The sequence below is a fragment of the Algoriphagus sp. A40 genome (assembly GCF_002002735.1).
Taxonomy (GTDB): domain Bacteria; phylum Bacteroidota; class Bacteroidia; order Cytophagales; family Cyclobacteriaceae; genus Algoriphagus.
Genome location: NZ_MUNY01000042.1, coordinates 200,130 through 221,412, shown reverse-complemented (window position 1 = coordinate 221,412; position 21,283 = coordinate 200,130). Strand labels below are relative to the sequence as shown.

Annotated in this window: 19 protein-coding genes; 17 read left to right on the top strand and 2 right to left on the bottom strand. The window is 44.8% G+C overall.

Going from position 1 to position 21,283, the window contains the following annotated elements:
* Window positions 1–5: 5 nt before the first annotated feature.
* The 5 genes from B0E43_RS27270 (at window position 6) to B0E43_RS27250 (ending at window position 5,342) form a co-directional block, all read left to right on the top strand.
* Complete coding sequence (locus tag B0E43_RS27270; protein ID WP_077347704.1) at window positions 6–1,454, top strand: ATP-dependent RecD-like DNA helicase; 1,449 nt, start codon at window positions 6–8, stop codon at window positions 1,452–1,454.
* Between the two features lie 150 nt (window positions 1,455–1,604).
* Window positions 1,605–2,003, top strand: coding sequence for a DUF1573 domain-containing protein (locus tag B0E43_RS27265; protein ID WP_077347702.1), 399 nt, complete (start codon window positions 1,605–1,607; stop codon window positions 2,001–2,003).
* A gap of 75 nt (window positions 2,004–2,078) precedes the next feature.
* Window positions 2,079–2,825: a TerC family protein gene (locus B0E43_RS27260; RefSeq protein WP_077347700.1), complete on the top strand. Its 747-nt coding sequence runs from the start codon at window positions 2,079–2,081 to the stop codon at window positions 2,823–2,825.
* A 51-nt stretch (window positions 2,826–2,876) separates the two neighbouring features.
* On the top strand, window positions 2,877–4,622 hold the full coding sequence (locus B0E43_RS27255; RefSeq protein ID WP_077347699.1) for an ABC transporter ATP-binding protein: 1,746 nt from the start codon (window positions 2,877–2,879) through the stop codon (window positions 4,620–4,622).
* Window positions 4,623–4,742: 120 nt separating this feature from the next.
* A complete protein-coding gene (locus B0E43_RS27250; RefSeq protein ID WP_077347697.1) occupies window positions 4,743–5,342 on the top strand; it encodes a hypothetical protein in 600 nt (199 codons plus the stop codon).
* A gap of 11 nt (window positions 5,343–5,353) precedes the next feature.
* Here the strand turns inward: B0E43_RS27250 and B0E43_RS27245 are convergent, their stop codons facing one another.
* Window positions 5,354–6,475 (bottom strand): PAS domain-containing sensor histidine kinase, encoded by a 1,122-nt coding sequence (locus B0E43_RS27245; RefSeq protein WP_139352672.1) that lies wholly within the window; start codon window positions 6,473–6,475, stop codon window positions 5,354–5,356.
* A gap of 238 nt (window positions 6,476–6,713) precedes the next feature.
* Between B0E43_RS27245 and B0E43_RS27240 the strand changes: the two genes are divergently transcribed.
* The 3 genes from B0E43_RS27240 (at window position 6,714) to B0E43_RS27230 (ending at window position 8,940) form a co-directional block, all read left to right on the top strand.
* On the top strand, window positions 6,714–7,415 hold the full coding sequence (locus B0E43_RS27240) for a LytTR family DNA-binding domain-containing protein (RefSeq protein ID WP_077347693.1): 702 nt from the start codon (window positions 6,714–6,716) through the stop codon (window positions 7,413–7,415).
* A gap of 91 nt (window positions 7,416–7,506) precedes the next feature.
* On the top strand, window positions 7,507–7,923 hold the full coding sequence (locus tag B0E43_RS27235) for a response regulator (protein ID WP_077347910.1): 417 nt from the start codon (window positions 7,507–7,509) through the stop codon (window positions 7,921–7,923).
* A gap of 33 nt (window positions 7,924–7,956) precedes the next feature.
* Entirely contained in the window at window positions 7,957–8,940 is a 984-nt protein-coding gene (locus B0E43_RS27230) for a metallophosphoesterase (RefSeq protein ID WP_077347691.1), read from the top strand.
* Here B0E43_RS27230 and B0E43_RS27225 read toward each other — a convergent pair.
* A complete protein-coding gene (locus B0E43_RS27225) occupies window positions 8,929–9,822 on the bottom strand; it encodes a DMT family transporter (RefSeq protein ID WP_254423369.1) in 894 nt (297 codons plus the stop codon). The genes B0E43_RS27230 and B0E43_RS27225 overlap by 12 nt on opposite strands.
* Before the next feature lie 306 nt (window positions 9,823–10,128).
* Between B0E43_RS27225 and B0E43_RS27220 the strand changes: the two genes are divergently transcribed.
* The 9 genes from B0E43_RS27220 (at window position 10,129) to B0E43_RS27180 (ending at window position 21,277) form a co-directional block, all read left to right on the top strand.
* Window positions 10,129–10,590 (top strand): GbsR/MarR family transcriptional regulator, encoded by a 462-nt coding sequence (locus tag B0E43_RS27220; RefSeq protein ID WP_254423368.1) that lies wholly within the window; start codon window positions 10,129–10,131, stop codon window positions 10,588–10,590.
* Between the two features lie 72 nt (window positions 10,591–10,662).
* A complete protein-coding gene (locus B0E43_RS27215) occupies window positions 10,663–12,030 on the top strand; it encodes a TolC family protein (RefSeq protein WP_077347688.1) in 1,368 nt (455 codons plus the stop codon).
* A gap of 18 nt (window positions 12,031–12,048) precedes the next feature.
* Window positions 12,049–13,098, top strand: coding sequence for an efflux RND transporter periplasmic adaptor subunit (locus B0E43_RS27210; RefSeq protein WP_077347686.1), 1,050 nt, complete (start codon window positions 12,049–12,051; stop codon window positions 13,096–13,098).
* A 2-nt stretch (window positions 13,099–13,100) separates the two neighbouring features.
* Window positions 13,101–16,259, top strand: a complete 3,159-nt coding sequence (locus B0E43_RS27205; RefSeq protein ID WP_077347684.1) for an efflux RND transporter permease subunit — start codon at window positions 13,101–13,103, stop codon at window positions 16,257–16,259.
* Window positions 16,260–16,272: 13 nt separating this feature from the next.
* Window positions 16,273–16,656: a hypothetical protein gene (locus B0E43_RS27200; protein WP_077347682.1), complete on the top strand. Its 384-nt coding sequence runs from the start codon at window positions 16,273–16,275 to the stop codon at window positions 16,654–16,656.
* A complete protein-coding gene (locus B0E43_RS27195) occupies window positions 16,646–16,903 on the top strand; it encodes a hypothetical protein (protein ID WP_077347680.1) in 258 nt (85 codons plus the stop codon). Before B0E43_RS27200 ends, B0E43_RS27195 begins: the two co-directional genes overlap by 11 nt.
* A gap of 360 nt (window positions 16,904–17,263) precedes the next feature.
* Window positions 17,264–19,153, top strand: a complete 1,890-nt coding sequence (locus tag B0E43_RS27190; RefSeq protein ID WP_077347678.1) for a serine hydrolase — start codon at window positions 17,264–17,266, stop codon at window positions 19,151–19,153.
* A 51-nt stretch (window positions 19,154–19,204) separates the two neighbouring features.
* Complete coding sequence (locus tag B0E43_RS27185) at window positions 19,205–19,696, top strand: GNAT family N-acetyltransferase (protein ID WP_077347676.1); 492 nt, start codon at window positions 19,205–19,207, stop codon at window positions 19,694–19,696.
* Between the two features lie 432 nt (window positions 19,697–20,128).
* Window positions 20,129–21,277, top strand: coding sequence for an FAD-dependent monooxygenase (locus B0E43_RS27180; protein WP_077347674.1), 1,149 nt, complete (start codon window positions 20,129–20,131; stop codon window positions 21,275–21,277).
* Window positions 21,278–21,283 lie beyond the last annotated feature (6 nt).

Here is a 21,283-nt window from a genome sequence, read left to right as displayed (position 1 = left end):
TCTCTATGGGTAAAGCTAAACTGGCTGAAATAAAGCCATCGGTATTGCTAGGTCGGTATTTTCCGTTTGCTCCCACAACCGGCCAGGCGGAGTTTTTCAGAAAGATGGATGATTTTTTAATGAAAAGTCCATCTGAGAAGCCAGTTTTTGTGCTCAAAGGATATGCGGGAACTGGTAAAACTTCGGTTATTTCTGCGTTGGTCAAAGTCTTGCCTCATTTGGATATGAGATCACTCTTATTGGCTCCGACAGGCAGGGCCGCCAAGGTAATGAGCAATTATTCAGGGAGGGGAGCTTACACCATCCATAAAATCATCTACAAACCCAAGGGGGACCCCGGGACTATGGGGGGAGGTTTTATCCTCCAGAAGAATTATTACAAGGATACCGTATTTATGGTGGACGAATCCTCCATGCTGGCTGACGACGGGGGCATGTCCGGAAATCTGCTTTGGGACCTCATCCAGTATGTTTTCTCAGGCAAAGACAACCGACTATTGATGATCGGTGACACCGCCCAGCTACCTCCTGTAGGGAGTGAATACAGTCCAGCTTTGGATGCAGGATACCTGTTGCGGCACTATAGACTTGAAGCAGATCAAATTGAACTTTGGGAAGTGATGCGCCAGCGGTTGGAATCCGGGATTCTCTTTAATGCGACTGCTTTGAGGGATCAGCTTTTGCAGCAGGAGCCTAAGGTGAAAATTCAAACTGGTACGTTCCGGGATATTTTTAAAATGACCTCTGAAAGGCTGGAAGATGGACTTCGCTATGCCTATGAGAAATATGGAACGGAAAATTCCACGATTGTCACCCGGTCCAATAAGGCAGCGGTGCAATACAATCTATATATCCGAAGGGCCATTCACTTCTACGAGGACGAAATCACGGCTGGGGACTTACTGATGATTGTGAAAAACAATTATACCTACATGGCTGAATCAGAAAAGGTCAACTTTCTGGCCAATGGAGACATGGTGGAAGTGATGAAGATCCGCGGCTTTGAGGAAATGTACGGACTAAGATTTGCCACACTGGAACTTCGATTGTTGGATTATCCTGAGGAGCCATTTTTTGAGGCCAAAGTGATCCTTGACACACTTTATTCTCCCAGTCCTTCCTTGACGAGAGAGCAATACAGAAGCCTCTATGACCTGGTTTCACAGGATTATGCCGATGTGGCAAATAAGACGGAGCGGATGGAATTCATTCGCAAAGACCCGTATCTGAATGCCCTTCAGGTCAAGTTTGCCTATGCCTTGACCTGTCACAAGGCCCAGGGTGGGCAGTGGAAAGCAGTGTTTGTTGACCAGGGCTATCTTCAGGAAGACCAGGTCGACAGAGATTTTGTCAGATGGCTGTACACTGCTATTACAAGGGCAACCGAGGAGCTATATCTGGTGAATTTTTCTCCGACTTTTTTTGTGAAAGTACTGAATACCAATGCTGACTGAGGTCGTTCAATTGGCTTTCACAACTATTAACTACCTAGAAATCTTAATTTGGCATGTTATTTTCAATTTGTGAATGAAACCCAGAAGTAAATTGTTGCTTTGATGGTTCGTAAAAAATCGAAATATTTGATAATCAATTCAGACATAACCATGAAAAAACTAGGAATTCTATTCAGTCTATTTGCCTTTATGCTGGTGTTCCAGGCAAGTGCGCAAGAGCAAGCTTCTGGCGCGGTGATCACTTTCAAGGAAAAAGAGGTTAATTTTGGTGATATCGTGCAGGGAGCAAAAGTGGAGCACACCTTTACCCTAACCAACACCGGAACTGCTCCTCTGGTGATTTCAAATGTGGCGGCTACTTGCGGATGTACCGTTCCAAGCTGGCCCAAAGAACCTGTTGCTCCCGGTAAATCTGCCGAAATTAAAGTTTCGTTTAATTCTGCCGGAAAAATGGGAACGCAAAATTCAGTGGTAAGAATCTATTCTAATGCCTCTGAGCCAATTGAAAAAGTTTCTTTGATTTCTAACGTTCTTCCAAAAACAAACTGATTCGATTAGTTTAAAAATCCTAAAGCCTGTCCTATTTTTGACAGGCTTTTTTTTTAGCCCAACATAAAATCACCAATGGAAATCTTTCTGCAAACCGATACCTGGATCGCTTTACTCACTCTCACCTTTCTTGAGATTGTTCTCGGAGTGGACAACATCATCTTTATTTCTATTGTTTCCAACAAGTTGCCTATTGAGCAACAAGCCAAGGCCAGGAATTTGGGATTGACTTTGGCCCTTTTCTTCAGAATCGGGTTGCTCTTGGGGATCTCCTATATCGTCAAATTCACCCAACCTCTGTTCAATATTGCCGGCCATGATTTCAGCGGAAGGGATTTGATCTTGTTAGTTGGGGGACTTTTCCTTCTTTTTAAATCCACCATGGAAATTCACCATAAAATGGAGGGAGAACCTGAGGAGATTAAGGTTAGTGCCGGAAAAACCCTACGTTCAGTTTTGATACAGATTGTTTTTCTTGACATCATTTTCTCCTTTGATTCGATCCTGACTGCAGTCGGATTGGTGGAGCATGTAAGTATCATGATTATTGCAGTCATCATTTCACTCGGGGTTATGATGACATTTGCTGGCCGAATCAGCTCTTTTATCAACAAACACCCGACTTTGCAGATTCTTGCTTTGTCATTCCTGATTCTCATTGGCTTCATGCTTTTGTTGGAGGGATTTCATTTTGAAGTGCCAAAAGGCTACATCTATTTTGCTGTATTCTTCTCACTTGCAGTGGAAATGGTCAATTTGAGAATGAAAGGAAAAGCAGGTAAACCTGTCAAACTGAGACCAAGGATGACCGAAGAAAAGTAAAAATGAACCCCGGAAGAGATTCCGGGGTTTCTCATTTCAGCTAATACAATTATGGCAAAAACAACAGAGCGTAAGGTCACAATGGGTCAAGTCTTCAAGTCCATCATTTGGCCCCGAAGAAAGCACCTTTTTTTAGGTCTTTTTTTAATCATCATCAGCAGGCTTGCTGGCTTGGTTTTGCCCGGTGCCAGCAAATACTTAATAGATGACGTGATTCCCAGCAATGACATAGATATGCTGAAATGGCTCATTTTTGCTGTGGTGGTATCAATTGTGATCCAATCTGTCACCTCCTATTCTTTGACCCAGATCCTAAGCGTGGAGGCGCAGCACTTGATAGCCAAGCTCCGATCTCAGGTTCAAAAACATATCATCAAACTCCCCATCCGTTACTTTGACAATGCCAAAACAGGAGAGTTGGTTTCACGGATCATGACCGATGTGGAAGGAGTCAGGAACTTGGTGGGAACCGGTTTTGCCCAAATGGTCGGTGGGGTCTTGACGGCAGTTATCTCACTGGCCTTACTGATTTCGATCAGTCCGATGATGACGCTTTATGTCCTTTTGCCGGTTTTGGTTTTTGGGTTGGTATCCTTAAAGGCCTTTGCCAAAATCCGCCCGATTTTTAGAGAAAGGGGGAAAATCAACGCTCAAGTCACCGGAAGGCTGACCGAAACCCTGGGCGGAATCCGGGTCATCAAAGGCTTCAATGCGGAAAACCAAGAAATAAAAACCTTTGAAAAAGGGGTGGAAGAGTTGTTTCTCAATGTGAAAGCGAGTCTCACTGCCACCAGTTTTGTGACTTCAGCAGGAGCACTTTTGTTGGGATTGGCCTCAGCCGGAATTATGGGTATCGGAGGATACATGATCATGGAAGGACAAATGACATTTGGGGATTTCCTTGCTTTTACCCTTTACCTGGGATTTATGATCGCACCGATAGTGCAGATGTCCAATATCGGCAGCCAGTTGACTGAGGCGTTTGCCGGTCTGGATCGAACAGAGGAAATCATGAACACTCCTCTCGAGGCAGACGATCGAAAGCGAACCGTAACACTTGGGAAAATCGCTGGGGAGGTGGAGTTTCGGGACGTTTCTTTTGCCTATGAATCAGGCAAGGAAGTAGTAAAAGGAATCAGTTTCAAAGCTCCAGAAGGTTCGGTCACTGCATTGGTAGGGACTTCAGGTTCAGGCAAAACAACTATCGCTGGATTGGCGGCTTCATTTTTGAATCCCGATTCAGGCCAGATCCTGCTTGATGGCAAAGATCTTCAGACAGTGACTTTGGAATCATTCCGTTCTCAGCTTGGGGTAGTCTTACAGGATGATTTTCTGTTTGAAGGTACGATCCGGGAGAATATCATCTTTCCGAGACCGGAAGCTACCGAATCACAAATTCAAAATGCTGTCCGGGCAGCCCATGTCCGGGAATTTTCGGAAAGATTTGAAAAGGGCTTGGATACGCTGATTGGTGAGCGGGGTGTAAAACTATCCGGAGGTCAACGGCAACGGATTGCCATCGCAAGAGCCTTGTTGGCCGATCCCAGAATTCTGATTTTGGACGAAGCTACCTCTAATCTTGATACTGAATCAGAAGCCTTTATCCAGGCGAGTTTGAAAGAATTGATGAAAGGTAGAACCACTTTTGTTATCGCACACAGATTGAGTACCATTAGGCAGGCCGATCAGATACTGGTGATTGAGCAGGGTGCTATTGTGGAGCGAGGTGTCCATGATGAACTCATTGCGCTTCAGGGCAGATACTATCAGTTATATACTTATCAGGCAAGGATTTAACAGCTTAAACTTCTCGCAACCTTGTTTCCTGTTTTTTAAAATAATTTGCCGTTTTGGATATATTTTAAAATTAGTTTGCTAATTTCTCAAAGGGTTGATAGGATCCAATCCAATCTTTACATGAAACTGATCATAGCCGGGGCAAATAAATTAGGAGAATACCTGGTGGAAACTTATCCAGAATTCCGTTTGCGCCATGAATTGATTGGTTTTGTGGATGACAATCCCAAACTTCAGGGCAAAATGCTAAGTGGCTTGCCGGTGTTGGGAACCATTGAATCAGTGATGGAAATGGAAAAAATTGCCATGGTATTGGCAGTTCAAAGTCCAAATGAAAAGGTCGATGTGGTTCGGAGACTGTTTTATCATCCCTCCCTTGATTTCCCCAATTTGTTTTCCAGTAATGCCTGGGTTTCAAAAGATTGTATTTTTGGAAAAGGGAATCTCATTTTGGATGGAAGCCTGATCAATTTCGGTACTTTGATAGGTGATTTCAATACCATCAGCAGGAATTGTTCCATAGGACATGAGACAGTGATCAGTAACTATTGCTACCTGGAAGAGTCAGTAAGATTTGGAGGGTATAGCTATTTGGAGGAAGAAAGTGTCATCGGAAAAGAAGCAGTTATTTCTCAGGGAGTAAGGATTGGCAGGGAAGCGAGAATTTCCCCCGGAATCCATATTATCGAAGACATGCTTTCCGATTCAAAGATTAAATAGAGCTAAAAAGTTTAGCGAAACGGAAAAGAAACATAAAATTCAGATCCCATTCCCAATTTGCTGGTAAACCAGATTTCCCCGTTTAATTTTTTTGTTAGTTCCTTGACGATATTGAGTCCCAGGCCGGTTCCCTTGATATTCCCTACGTTTTTGGCTCGGTAAAATGACCCAAAAATATGTTCTTGTTCTTCTTTCGGGATACCCAGCCCGTAATCCTTGATTTTGATTTCGAAAAATCCTGCCTGGAATTGCAGGTGAACCTCGGGCTCCATCGCTCCCTCAGAATATTTCAAGGCATTCAGAATTAGATTTCGAAGGATATGATTCAGCAAACTTGGATCGGTTTGGACAATTTTATCGATATCCGGTCCAAAATATTTCACTATCCTGCGTTCCATATTTTCCTGGTTGATTATTTCCACCAGGTCTTTGACATACTTCGAGATCGGAATTTTCTTTACCTGAATCTTCATTTCATGTTGGATACTCCTTTCAAGTAAAAGAACATCACTGGTGATTTCAGTCAATCTGTTGGTTTGAGTTACAATTTTTTCCACGTGGTTGATGATCCTGGCTTTTATATCTGGTCCAAACTCCTTTTGCAAAAGCAATTCGATCAGCATAGCACTGCTCAAAATCGTGGCAAGGGGTGTTCTGAATTCGTGTGATGCCATCGAGACAAAGCGGGATTTTAGCTGATTGAGCTCCTTTTCTTTGAAGGCGGTATCCTTGAATTTTTTCAGGGAAATCTCCCTGTCAGTCACGTTGCGCCCAATGGCAAAAACTGCCTGGATTTTGCCATTGGAATTATAAAGAGGTTTGAATTGGAATTCCAGAAGAAATTTTCTTTTGGAAAATGGAGTTACCACAGGAATGACCATTTTTTGATCCGTCTTCATCAGAGGAAGTGGAGGGAAATTTTCCAATACCTGGTCGATTCTTTTGCCTATTGAATCGGCAATTGAAAATTCAAAATGCTTTTCCAGGGATTGGGATATGTAATCAATTTCCATTGCGGCATTAGTCAATACCAGAATGTCTTCCGATTGATTGATAAACAACTGGAAGATTTCTTCCTCCGAAAAACCGGAGGGAAGTGGAGGCCGAAAAGAATCCTGGTCTGCGATGGTCAAGGCGTTTGATAACAATGTAATATTTAATCAATTAATAAGCGAGATCAAGACTTTTGATAGATTGAGCCTACAATTGAGGCCCTTGTATTGCATCTAGTCGAAATTTATAGAGGGTAGGGCGACTATCAAAGTTTCACTGTTCCAGTACATTTACATTTTGTTGCAGCTAGTCGGCAATGGTAGATCAATGGATAGTAATTCGGGGAATAGTATGGGTATAGTTTTATAAATTGAATTCATGAAAAAAATCCTGATCGTCGAAGACGAGGTAGAATTGGCTAATAATATCAGTGAAATCCTTTCCAACCTGGACTACAAAGTCGCCTCTGTGGTTGACAATGCCAAAAGTGCATTGGAGTTTTTGGAGGAAAATGAAGTAGACCTTGTGCTAATGGATATTTTGATTCACGGTGATTTGGACGGAATCGATCTGGCCTATAAAATCCGTGAAAAGTATAATCTTCCAATAGTATTCAGTACGGCATATTCGGGGACAGAATATCTTGAGCGAATTTCCTCTGACATTCACGAAGGGTATTTACTCAAGCCGTTTACGCTGGACAGTCTTAAAACCGCGGTTTTCTTTGGTTTGAAACGTCATGAAGAAAAGTCCGGAAAAGAGAAAAAATCAAAAGGATCCCTGAAAATCATGGACAAAGGTTATTTGGTGCCCGTTCCCTTTTCAGAGATTGCTTATCTTAAAGCCGACGGCCTCTATACTAAAGTTTATACCAAAGCCAAATCCTACCTGGTAAGGGATATCTTGAAAAGTTTTGAAGAGAAACTTCCCCAGGATAAGTTTTTGAGAGTCCACAAATCCTTTTTGGTAAATATTGCTTTTATTATTTCTTTCAATGCTAAAAAAGTAAATCTTGGAGATACTGGTATTCCGATCCGACGCGGACTGTACAAGGAATTAATGGAAAAATTAAACGTCTAAACGGGAGAGGCAAGCCTAAGAAGGATTAGGAATCGAGAAAGAATTATTTTTGTCTGAGCTAGAATGCATCTTGTTGTTTAAACATGTCCAAATGAAGAGATTAAAAATTTTGATGATTGAGGACAACCCAGGGGATGTGCTTTTGACTTCTGAAGCACTTGAGGAAAGTAAATATGTTGTCGATATCGAAGTCGTCACCAATGGAAAAGACGGGGTTGATTTTCTTTTCCAACGAGGAGAATTTAAAAACAGCAAACGACCAGACCTGGTCTTTCTGGATATCAATCTGCCTCTCAAATCCGGTCATCAAGTACTTCAGGAAATCAAGTCCAATATCCTGACCCGTGAGATACCGGTCATCATGCTTACCACATCATCTACACAGGACGATATTTTGACAAGCTACCAAGAGCAGGCTAGTTGTTATATTGTCAAGCCTTCTGAGGCAGACCAGTACCTCGAATTTGTACAGGTTTTCGACCGGTTTTGCAGTACCTTGGCGGAGTAAATTATCGCTTCATCCGAAACCCTGTATTGATTCGTGGCTCACTTTTCCAGAAGAGATTTTCTCAAAACAAGTTCCTTTTCATTGTTGGGTTTATCCATTCCGGAGCCCACAGTTCGACTTTTTACCTCAAATCAAAAGCTTAAAATAGGGTTGATCTCAGATTTGCATGTCGATATCATCCATGACAGTGAGACCAGGCTCCGCACTTTTTTGGAAAGCATGGCAGGGGAAAATCCCGATGCTTTGGTCCAAATGGGTGATTTTGCCATTCCCAAAACGGAAAATTTAAAGGTTATTCAGGCTTATAATGCTTCCCATCCGAAAGCATTCCACGTATTGGGAAATCACGATATGGACGGAGGTTTTACTAGGGAACAAGTGGCCAAGGCCTTTGGAATGAAGGATTTATATTATTCCATTGAGCTGGGATCGATTCTGATGATAGTTCTTGACGGAAATGATCCCGGATCTTCCAAAAACAAGGGTGGTTATGCCTCCTACATTGGCCCTGTCCAACAAGCTTGGCTGATCGATCAACTTGAGAAGGCTGAGAAACCTGTTTTGATTGTCTCCCATCAGCCAATTGCCGGAATTTATACCATCGATAATCCCCAAGAGATCCAAAAGATATTGAGCCGTTTTTCCTCAAAAATTCTATTGGCAATCAATGGCCATACACATGTCGACCAGCAAATTTTTGTCGGAGGGGTAAATTATGTGCATATCAACTCAGCATCCTATTATTGGGTAGGGGAAAAGCTTTCCCATGAAAGTCTACCCTCAGAAGTCCATAATAAATTTCCTTCCCTGAAATTCACCTGCCCTTATTTTGAACCGCTTTTTGCAGTTTTGAGTATTGATCCAAACTCAAAGAAAATTTTTATCGAAGGCAGAAAAACTCAATGGATTGGATCTTCTCCCCAGGAGTTGGGCTATTCGATTCTGAGCGAAAGTGAGCAAAAGGAAAACCTTCGGCCTGAAATCGGAAGTAGAAAAATAGTTGTTTCAGGAAGTTAAGGAAGTTGCCTTCACTTCTTTCCCTTTGGTGCTAAGGGTAAGCAAGACGATGGTGATCAGAATGAAAATCGTGCCCAACCAATCCATCGGTCCGAAATAAACTCCCAGCCAAAACACCGCTACTCCTGCTGCCGCCAAAGGTTCAACACTGCACAATAAACTAGCAGTAGTGGCTCCAATAATAGTCACCGATTTTAGGAAAAAATAAAAGGGAACCACACTTCCTAATATGACAATGTAGGTAAATGCAACTCCTGCTTCAAAATCCCAAGTTCCCTGAAATTCCCAGGGTTTACTGACTAACGCAAAAGCTAATCCACCTACCAGCATGCCCCAACCTGTGATTGAGGCAGGGGAATATTTTCTGAGCAGTCCAACAGGCTGGATGGTATAAAAAGCCAAGGCTAATGCGGACAAAAGGCCCCAGAAAAGAGCACCTTCTGAGATGACCAGTTGATCAAATGATCCATGTGTCACCAATAGAAAAATACCGATTAAAGCTAAAGTCAGTGATGCATATTCAGCCATTATCGGCCATTTTCGATTCTTGATTGCATAAAAAGCCACGACCAACAAAGGTCCGATGTATTGCAAAATCGTGGCAGTGGCGGCATTGGAAAGGGAAATGCTGTAGAAATACGTAAACTGGACAGCGACCATTCCCAGTATTCCAAACAAGAGCAACTTCATGGCATCCATCGGATCTTTCCAAATTGTGAAAGTGTCTTTTGTTTTTCGGGTAAGAGAAAATCCCACCAAAATCAAACCCGCAATCAACATTCGCCAACACACGAGCCAGGCAGGATCAAATCCCTTCTGCTCAAAAAGAAATTGTGCGCAGGTGCCTGATACCCCCCATAAAACCGCGGATGAAATAGCCATAATAAGGCCCGGAATTTTTTGGTACTTGGAGGATGAAGACATGTAGGTTTGGGTGATATTGACTGCGAAGATATCTCCAAAATGCAATATTTCTCGACACTGGTTCGAGACCCTCCAATTTTAATTTTGTCAGATTCTTTGAATTTCAATGAAGATCGAGAATCTGGGAATCTTGCATTTAAGTGTGTTTTATTTTTTACCTTATAATTCAGGAATAAATTTTAAAACAAAAAGTTGGTTCTTTTTTTTGAGAACCAACTGAACCAAGTTATCTTTGTTGCGTTAATGAAGGCAAACCCACAAATTATGCTAACTGAAAAACAGAAAGAACTGATTGAAAGAATCGGAGTCTTCCATGAGCATAAAGGCATGCAGCCCTTGGTCGGTCGAATCATAGGACTGTTGCTGGTGCACAAAGAGGCAGAGGCAACCTTTGAGGAGGTTGTTGAGATGCTCGGAGTGAGCAAGAGTGCCGTGAGCAATGCACTCACTTTTCTTCAGGCAAAAGACAGGATTACCTATTATACCAAACCTGGCGACCGGAAAAGATATTTTAGGCTCCAGATGAAAAACTGGAGTGAGGATCTGGAGAAAGAAATGCTTGAAATCACCAAGATGAAGGAGTTTATCGATGACGTGATTAAAGTGCGGGAGGGATCTACTTGTACTGAATTTAAAACCTGTCTAGTGGAATTTTCAAGCTTCCTGGATTTCTTCAAAAAGGAAATTCCGACCCTTTTCAAAAACTTCAGAGGCCAAAAGGCTTAAAAAAATTTGAACCAAAAGTTCTTTAAAAACAGAACCAACTATTAATATCAAAAATAACTACCAAGTAAGACAATGTTTCGAAAATACCTGATTTACGCAATCACTCTTTTGATTCCGGGAGTATTGTCAGCTCAAAATTCGGCTCCTGAATTTTCTTTCACGGATCCGCTGACATTGAAAGAAACCATCCAAATCGGATTGGCGAACAACAGGAATTACAAGAAGGCTTTGCTCGATGAAGACAAGGCCAAGTATCAGCGCAACGAGATCAGAGGGGCTGGACTTCCTCAGGTTTCCGCCTACGGTGATTACAACGATTTCCTTGATGTGTATCCACAGGCGGTTCCTGGGGGAGTTTTCGGAGGAGATCCTGAGGGGATTCAAGTGATCTCTCTGGGCGTGCCCCATACCCTGAAGGCTGGAGTGCAAGTCAATCAGTTGATCTACAGCAACTCTTATCTGATCGGCCTGAAAGCTGCCAAAACAGGGGAGGAGTTTTACAACCTCCTAGCCCAACAGTCTGAGGAAGATGTGATCCACGAGATCGCTATGAACTATCTCGGAGCGATCCAACTGGAGCTTCAGAAGGAAAACCTCCTGGCGACTATCAGCCAGTTCGAGGGATTGGAAAAAATCCTACAGGCACAGTACGACAATGACCTAGCACGAAAGGTGGATCTCAACCGGGTCAAAGTGAATCTAACCTCAGTTCGCGCCGAGCTGGAGAATTTGGAGATTGCTATCTACCAGCGCGAAGGCTATCTGAAACTGGTGATGGGTATTCCGGTGGACACAGAGATCAGCCTTGACCTCCAGGTGACGGACATGAATCACATGGTGCAGGAGTTTCAGATTGCGGAGTTGCATGTCGAAGACAGAAAGGACATCCAAATCCTGGGTGTGCAGGAGCAGCTCTACGAATACGAGTATAAAAACATCAAGTCGGAACACATGCCTCAGTTGGTGGGATTCGCAGATTTCAACAAAAGTGCTTTTTCTCAGGATTTTGATTTCCTCAGCACCAGCCACGGTTGGTACCAAGGATTCCTGATCGGTTTGAAATTGGAGATCCCAATCTTCAACGGCGGACAGACCAAGTACAAAGCCGCTCAATCCAAAGTCAATGCCGAGCAGCTCCAGTTGGATAAATTCCAGGCGACTGATGCTGCTCAGCTTGAGTACCAAAACGCGCTAAATAAATACTACAATTCCCTGAGCACGCTGAAGTCACTGGAAGATAACCTGGCGCTGTCCAATGATGTCCTCTCCGAGACGCAGTTGCTCTACAAAGAGTCGCTGAGTCCCCTGACCGATCTTTTGGCTGCAGAAGCCAGCGGAAGACAAGCTCAAGGAAACTACAACAATCAGATTATCCAAGTGCGACTTGCCCAGCTGGATATCCTCAACTCTACAGGCAAGATCAAAAACCTCATTCAGTAACGCCAACTCCTACCTATCATGAAAAAAATACTTATTATCGGATTTTTGCTCATTGGCGTCAGCGCCATCGCTTTTACGCTTTACAACAACAAAACGGAACTGAATGAAGCTGCTGAGTCGGCGATGAAGTCGAGTGAGTTTATCTCTGTGACTGTGGAAAAGGTCGAGAACCAGATCGTCAATAGAAACTTCGAAGCAAACGGTGTGTTTGAGCCGTCTCAGGAGCTCAAGCTCATGTCTGAGACCTCAGGTGCGATCACCAAAATCCTCAAGAGAAAAGGGGACTACGTCAAAAAGGGCGATCTGATCGTCCAGGTCGATGATCGTTTGATCCGCTCTGACTATACGATTGCCAAGCTCAACCGTGACCAGGCTGAAAAAGACTTGAAGAGATTCGAGAATCTGGCCAATACCGACGCCGTGACCAAGAAGCAGGTAGAGGAAAATCAAACCGCATTCCAGATTGCAGACGCACAGTTTTCTGCTCTGCAAAAAAGACTGGAAGACACTCAGGTGAAAGCTCCGATTTCAGGTTTTATCAATGAAGACTACTTCGAGCTGGGAACTTTGGTAAGCCCTGGAATGGCATTGGTAGACATCATCAATAAGAACCCGCTGAAGCTTTCTGTCGGTGTGACCGAAGGGGAGATCTCCAAAGTGAAAAAAGGCGAGCTGATCACAGTCGGAGTCAACGCGATTTCGGGACAGGAATTTAGCGGAAAAGTGGACTTCATCTCCGACAAAGCCAACGGCGCATTCAAGTACGAAGTCGTGCTTCTCATGAATGGCAATCCGGAGCAAATCAAGCCAGGTATGTTTGGCACGGCTCATTTCAATTTTTCCCAAGATGAAGAAGTGTTGAAAATCAACCGAAAATCTATCGCAGGAAGCCTGAAAGATCCGGGAGTTTACCTCATCGAAAATGGCCAAGCCGTCTATCGCGCGGTGAAAATCAATCCTCTGGACGATGGAATGGTGGAAGTCTTGGAAGGCTTGAAAGCAGGTGACGAAGTGATTGCTTCCGGCTTGATCAATGTGAAAGAAGGTACTAAAGTAAAAGTACAGTAAGCATGAATATCACAAAACTATCCATACAGAGATCGACGGTGGTCGTCGTTCTCTTTACCGTGCTGACGCTGATGGGCTTGTTTTCCTACAGCCAGCTGTCGTACGAGTTGTTGCCAAAGATGGAAACCAACGTGGTGACCATCTCCACGGTGTATCCCGGTGCCGCGCCTTCTGAAGTAGAGACCTCGGTGACCAAAAAGATAGAAGATGCGGTGGCCTCTCTTGAGGGAATCAAATCCATGAACTCCATCTCTCAGGAGAGTATCTCGATCATTACCATCGAACTGGAGGCTGGCACCGACGTGGACATTTCCATGCAGGATGCCCAGCGAAAGATCAATGCGATATTGGGTGATCTGCCGGATGACGCAGATCCTCCAAGCTTGGGAAAATTTGACTTGGACGACTTGCCGATCATGCAGATGGCGGTCTATTCCAATCTCGATCCGGCGCAGTTTTTTGACTTGATCAAAAACAAAATCCAGCCTTCGATTGCCAAAATCAACGGAGTAGCGCAAGTCAACATGATGGGCGGAACCGAGCGTGAAATCAAAGTAAACCTGGACAGAAATCAGCTGGAAGCCTATGGGATTTCTCCCCTTATGGTTGTGCAAAAGATCAATTCAAGTAACCTGGACTTCCCGACCGGCCGCTTGAAAAACAACGACGGTCAGGTCTTGATCCGTTTGGCTGGGAAATTCAAGGATGTCTCTGATTTGGAAAAATTGGTGATCGCCTACCGACCTGACGAATCTCCGATCCAGCTCAAGGAAGTAGCCGAGGTGACCGATGACTTCAAGGATGCTTCTATTCTTGCCCGACTGGACAACAATGACGCGATCGGATTGAACATCCAAAAGCAGTCTGATGCAAATGCGGTGGAAGTATCTGCGCTCATCGAGCATGAGCTCAAGCTGTTGGAAGATACTTATCAAGCAGAGGGGATTTCGTTCCAGATTTCCCAGAACGCTTCTGAGTTTACCCTGGAGGCAGCCAATGATGTGATCAAGGATTTGGTGATTGCGATTGTGTTGGTGGCTTTGATTATGCTGCTTTTCCTACACAGTATCCGAAATGCGGTGATCGTGATGATCGCCGTACCAGCGTCTATTGTCGCGACGTTTACGGTGATGTACCTGATGGGCTTTACGCTGAACCTGATGTCCTTGCTGGCGCTTTCGCTGGTGGTAGGTATCCTGGTAGATGATGCGATTGTGGTCATCGAAAACATCTACCGTCACCTGGAAATGGGCAAGACTATCGCTCAGGCATCCTACGATGGTATCCGCGAAATCGGCGCGACGGTCGTCTCTATTACACTTGTGATTGTGGTGGTATTCGTACCGCTGGCTTTGACCGGAGGTTTGATCGGGGGGATTTTGAAGCAGTTCAGTATCACGGTGGCGATGGCGACAGTCTTCAGTTTGCTGGTGGCATTTACGCTGATTCCACTGCTGACCTCCCGCTTTTCCAAACTCGAGCATTTGAGCAAGGATTCTTTCTTCGGAAAGTTCGTCTATGGATTTGAAGGCGCTTTGGATGCCTTTGTGGATTGGTTGCTCGGTATCCTGAGATGGGGATTTGCGCACAAAGCTGTCCTGTTGATCTTGACTTTCGCACTCTTTGTCTCTTCATTTTTCCTGGTAGGTATGGGATTTATAGGAAGTGAATTCGTGTCTGAGGGAGATCGTGGGGAGTTTATCCTGAGAATGGAGCTGCCAAAAGACGCGACGCTGGAGCAGACCAATTTCAAAACCCAGGAAGTCGAAGCGTATCTGCGATCCTTGCCGGAAGTGACTGAGGTGTTTACCACAGTGGGTATGGCGAGTGGTCAGTTTACTGGTTCCCAGTCTTCTCCTTTTACTTCTGAGATCTCTGTGAAGTTGGTTCCAAAGGAGCTAAGAGCCCTTTCAGGACCTGATTTTGCCCGAAATGTGGAAAATGACCTGGAGGAGAAAATCACCGGAGCGGAATATACCGCTGTTCCGATCTCCATCATGGGTACGGCCAACGACGCTCCGATTCAGGTGATTGTGTCTGGTCCTGACAGGGATTCGGTGCAGGTGACCGCGGAAAAAATCATGGATATCCTTGCTGGAATCCGGGGATCAAGAAAGATCGAAAGTTCGCTGGAAGCGGGTAACCCCGAAATCCGTGTCGAGGTAGATCGCTACAAGATGAATGAATTGGGATTGTCGATGGATCAGGTTGGTGGAACGCTCCAAGTGGCTTTCAACGGAAACGAAGACTCCAAATATACCGATGGTGACTACGAGTATGATATTCAGATTCGTTTGAACGAGTTTGATCGTCAATCCATCTCTGATGTTCAAAACATCACCTTCCTCAATAGCAGAGGCCAGCTGATCAAGTTGGAGCAGTTTGCTGCGGTGAATCAGTCCGAAGGGCCGACCAAGTTAGAGCGCCGTGACAGGGTAGGCTCCGTGAAGATCACTTCTCAGGTGGCAGGTATTCCTTCAGGAACAGTTGGAGCAGAATTGACAGCGGCGATTAACCAGATGGATCTTCCTCAGCAAGTTCAGATCAACTATGACGGGGACATGAAAAACCAAAGTGAAGGCTTTGGAAGCTTGGGGCTTGCCCTGCTTGCCTCCATCATTCTGATCTACTTGATCATGGTGGCGCTCTATGATTCGTATGTGTACCCGCTGGTGGTGATGTTTTCCCTTCCGATGGCATTGATCGGTTCGTTGTTGGCTTTGGCACTGACCAAAGGAACCCTGAGTATTTTCTCCATCATGGGCCTGATCATGCTGATGGGTCTGGTAGCGAAGAATGCGATCCTCTTGGTTGACTTTACCAACCAGCTCAAAGCAGCTGGAGTGGAGGTGAAGACAGCCTTGCTGAAAGCGGTGAAGATCCGATTCAGACCGATCCTGATGACTACGCTTGCGATGGTGATCGGTATGCTTCCGATCGCCCTGGCAGGTGGTGCCGGAGCCGAGTGGAAAAACAGTCTCGCATGGGTCATTATCGGTGGTTTGCTTTCGTCCATGTTCCTGACACTGATCGTGGTGCCGGTGATATATTACCTCTTTGATCGCATGCTGGTGAAAATCGGCAAGGCAGAGAAGAAGCAAATCGAGCTGGATGATACTCCTGTGGAGGAATTTGAATCTGAGGCCGCAGCTTACGTCTGATCCGGATTGGTTGATGATGAAGACTAAGCAGGGGCCTGATTTCTTCAAATTGGGGATTCGGGCCCTGGCCTTGTTTCAACTTTTCCTGGCCTACCTACTTCTTATAGGTGCGGGATTTGGGTTTGAAGCTTTGGATTTTTCGATGAAAGCCGTTGGAGGGTTGATGCTGGCCTTTTTGACTTATCTGCTTTGGATAGGGTCAGGTGCAGCTGATCCGCGTTTCCGAATTAGGGTGGCTTTAGGGTGTTTGTTAGTGGGGTTGTTGCCTTTGCTCCTGAATTTGTCCGAATTGTTAGTGGGACATTGGGGAGCGAAAGAATGGGTCTTTTTGGCCTATTTCCTGACAGGCACAGGAGCTGTATTGGAATTGTATTGGAAACTGAAGAATGAATATTGAAAATAAACCAACTGATATGAAAGGGATGAATGTTGCTAAAAAACTATTCAAGGTATTTGAATCCTACGGGATCAACCTGAATGGAAGACAGGGAAATCTCCACCTGAAAAATGACCTCCACATGGATGAGGTCTTCATCAACGGACTGATTTTCGAATTGGAATATGTCTCCAAAAAGAATCTGGAGAAGGAATTCGGAGAACTTGAACTCAGACCGGTCAGCTTGATGGAAGAGTTTGTGTCCTAAAAATAAAATAGGCAAAAGGTTGTTTAATTACCCGCCCGGATTGAAAGTTCAGTCTGGGTTTTTTTTGAGAATCAAGAATCAAGACATAAGATTTAAGACGACAGATCCAGGAATTAAGACAATCGGGCTATTTGGGACGAACTCCCCCTTTATTCAAAAATGCTTTTTGGAACAAAAACTCAGTGAAAGGGGGTAGGGGGATTTGAAGCGGATTGCTCAATGGGTGGAAAGGAACTATTGAACTTTGTATCTATGGCCACACAGAATGCATTGATGATAGGCGAAATTTTTTGGAAATATCCCTAGCTTGGTAATATTGTCCCCTTTGACTTGGAATCGGTACAAATCTCTAGCAATCCAATGCCTTTAATCTTGCGGAAGTTGTTGCTTTTTTTCGCTTTTAGTTGGTGTTTTTTTCAGGCTTTGGCTGAATCCAAGCAGCCTGTTTCTGATGATAGCACCAGGATCAGAAGATTGGAGGCTTTTCGTTTTGATCTCCAACAAATCGTGGATCAATATCCCGGACTTTGTGTCGGAGTTGCATTGGTCAGATCGGATAAAGCTCCTTGGATTGAAGAAATCGGTGCATGTCCGCGGCACTCGAAGGAGGGCGCCACAGGGCAAACTATTTTTAGAATCGGATCGATTTCCAAAATGTTTGCAGGACTGGCTATTCTTAAACTTCAAGAACAAGGCAAACTCTCTCTTGACGATAAAGTTGCTGACATCTTGCCCGAACTGGTGTTTGACAATCCATGGGAAGAAACCGATCCACTCAAAATCGTTCACCTATTGGAACACACCACAGGTTGGGATGAGATGCATGTGACTGAAATGACGCACAATCAATTCCCTCCCGTCTCCCTGGGAAAAGCGCTGGATTTTCGTCCACGTACGAGGACTTCCAGGTGGGTTCCGGGTTCGAGGTTTGCCTACAGCAATGTGGGATACGGAGTAGTGGCGGCGGTAGTGGAAAAAATAGCGGGAACTTCCTACGAGCAATTTATCGCGAATCAAATTTGGAGCCCTTTACAAATGAGCCATTCTACATTTTTCAAGGATGATTTGTTCAGCCAATGGGCCGCCCCAACTTACAATTGGCAGATGGAGGAAGTGCCTTACAAACATGAACTCTATCGTTCTGCCTCAGCAATGAATTCCTCTGTTGCAGACATGGCCGGATTGCTACAATTACTGGTGAATAGAGGGAAAATAGAATCGCTTGTGCTATTTCAAGACACTTCCATCGCCAGGATGGAAACACCCAAAAGCACGCTAGGCGCCAAAGCTGGATTAGCTCTTGGCTATGGCTTGGGTAATTTCACGAGCATTTCGAACGGTTTTACCTACCATGGTCACCAGGGAGCTATTGACGGAGGCTTGTCCGAATTGGCATACTTGCCTGAACAGGGCACAGGTCACGTCATCTTGATTAATGCAAACCATGGTCGGGCGATGCAGGAACTGGCTACCCTCGTCAGGGAATTTGAGCAGAATGGACTTTCAACGACTCCACCAGATACTGTTCCTTATGAGGGTACAATCTCAGTTCAGGAAGGATATTATTTGGCGATCAACCCGAGAAGTCAAAATCGCTTCTACCAGGATGTTTTTTTCAACATCGAAAAAATAGCCATGTCCGAAGGTCGTTTGACCAAGACCTGGATATTGCCCGGCCCGACCACGAGCTACACACCAATTTCTGCAACCACGTTTACAGATGATAATTCCCGCAAGATTAGTTTGGTTATTGCCGAAGATCCGATTGCAGGAACCGTGTTGTATACAGATCAGTTGGTGTTGAAACACATCTCGGGTGTCCGTGTCATCAGCCAATTTCTGCTGCTCGGACTTTGGATAGCCTTGATGGGGTATGGATTTCTTGCTTGGGGATATTCGACCATCGCCTTTTTTTTCAATAAAAAAGCCTTTCGGAATGCATTGCGAGTCTGCGGGATACCTGGGGTCACATCGCTGTTTTTCTGCATGATCGTACTGTTCCAAAGGACAGGATTGAAAAATGCTGATATTCTTTTTTCAAGCCCCACCCTGTTATCTGTCGGATTGATGCTCACTTCGATTCTTTTTGCGGTTGGAGCGATCACCTCGGTTGTCATGCTTTGGAGATGGAAAGGGGTGAAAGTTAAGAGGATGGTTTTTTATCCCATGTTTTTATTAGGTTGCCTGCATTTGATCGCAGCAATTTATCTGATGTATTTTGGGATGATTCCGTGGATGACTTGGGTGTGACTAAAGTGATTTCCAGCAACTATTTTTGTCAACCGGATTTCTGAAAAAGCCATGGAAAACCTAATTCTTAGAAAAGCCACTCCTCAAGACGCCTCCAAACTTTGGGAGATCATCGAGCCGATCATTCGAGCGGGAGAGACCTACGTGTTTTCTCCGGATTCTTCCAAAGAAAAAATGCTGGCTTATTGGCTAGCTCCGGACAAAGAGACCTATGTAGCTGAACTGAAAGGTGAAATCTTAGGGACTTTTTTCCTGAAAGCCAATCAGCCCGACCGTGGATCCCATGTGGTCAATGCAGGTTATATGGTAAGTTCGAATTCGAGTGGAAAAGGTGTTGGAAAAGCCATGGCAGAGTTTTCCTTTGCGGAAGCCAAGCGCTTGGGTTATCTGGCCATGCAGTTTAACTATGTGGTGAAAAGCAATACGGTGGCAGTCAATCTTTGGAAGAAACTGGGTTTTTCGATTGTGGGCGAGATTCCTGAGGCTTTTGACCATCCCAGTTTGGGCATGATTCCGGTCTATGTGATGTATCGGAGGCTTTAAGGAGAATTCAAGACGGAAGACCGGAGACGGAAGACCGAAGAAGATTCGAGAAGGAACTGTTTCCGGTGTCAGATGCCGGATGACTGATGATTTCGGATGCTTCGACACCCTCAGCACAAGTTTCGGATTTCGGAAATCGGATTTGGGATTGGACAACTCCCCCTTTGAATTTTAGTCTAGATTTGGAAATGATTCATGGAAAAAAGGGCGGGGGGATTTGAGACGGGAAATTGATTTCGGATGTCGGATGCTTCGACTGGGCTCAGCACAAGATTGGGATTTCGGATTTGGGTTGGCGAGTTCCACTTTGAATTCTAGTCCAAATTTGGAGATGTATCATTAAAAAAAGGGGGAATAGGTCAATCTGAACCTCTGTCGGTAATCTCTAAAACTTGGCGTAGTTTTTTGAATACACCTTTTTAAAAAGATCAAATGAAATCACACCCTTATGTCATTCTCGGTGGCGGAATAGCCGGCTTGACCACGGCCATTGCCTTGAAGCAAATCGGAATTGAAGCTGTCGTAATCGAAGCAGCCGCCGAGATCAAGCCCGTCGGGGCTGGTTTGGCCTTGGCCGCCAATGCGATGATGGCACTCCTTCAGATCGGCATTGCGGATCAGGTGATTCCGGAGGGCAGGGAATTGAAGGCTTTTTCCATTTATGATCAAAAAGGTCAAATTATCACCCGAACGGATACAGATCCGGCACATTCCCGCTTTGGCATCAGCAATTTCACCATCCATCGGGCAGATTTGCACCGGGTTTTATTGGCACAGCTTGAACCAAAAAATGTCATTACCGGGATGCGCTCCGTGGATTTTAGCGAAGATTCTGAGGGCTATTTGGTCCGGATTGAAAACGGTGAGCAGATCAGAGCCAAGTACCTGATCGTGGCGGAAGGGATCCACTCTTCCATCGGAAAACAACTGCTGCCGGATGCGAAAATCCGCTTTTCCGGCTATACCTGCTGGAGAGGAGTAATGGACAATTCCGGATTGAACATTGCCGAAACCTCCGAAACTTGGGGCAAAAATGGACGGTTTGGAGTTACACCTTTATCCAAAAAACAGGTGTACTGGTACGCATGCATCAATGCTCCAACTCCCAATTCTTCTCTAAAAAGCTATACTAAGGCAGACCTGGAAGCCAATTTTAAGGACTTTCATTTTCCCATCCCCGAAGTCCTGGCTGGGACAAAACCCGATCAGATCATCTGGAATGATATCCTCGACCTGGAACCGCTTTCTCAATTTGCTTTTGGTAACGCTGTTCTGATCGGTGATGCGGCTCACGCCACCACTCCAAATATGGGACAGGGAGCTTGTATGGCCATCGAAGATGCGGCAGTTTTGGCTTGCTGTCTGAAGAGAAATTCAGATCCAGCCCTGGCTTTTCTGGAATTTGAAAAGCGAAGACTTCCCCGCACACAAAAGATTGTCAAAGATTCCTGGAGGCTGGGTAAAATCGCCCAATTGGAAAACCCATTGCTGATGGGTTTGAGGAATTCTTTTTTCCGGATGATACCTAAAAAAGTGACCGAAAAGCAACTGGAGGCGCTTTATCAGGTCGATCTTTCCTAAACAGCT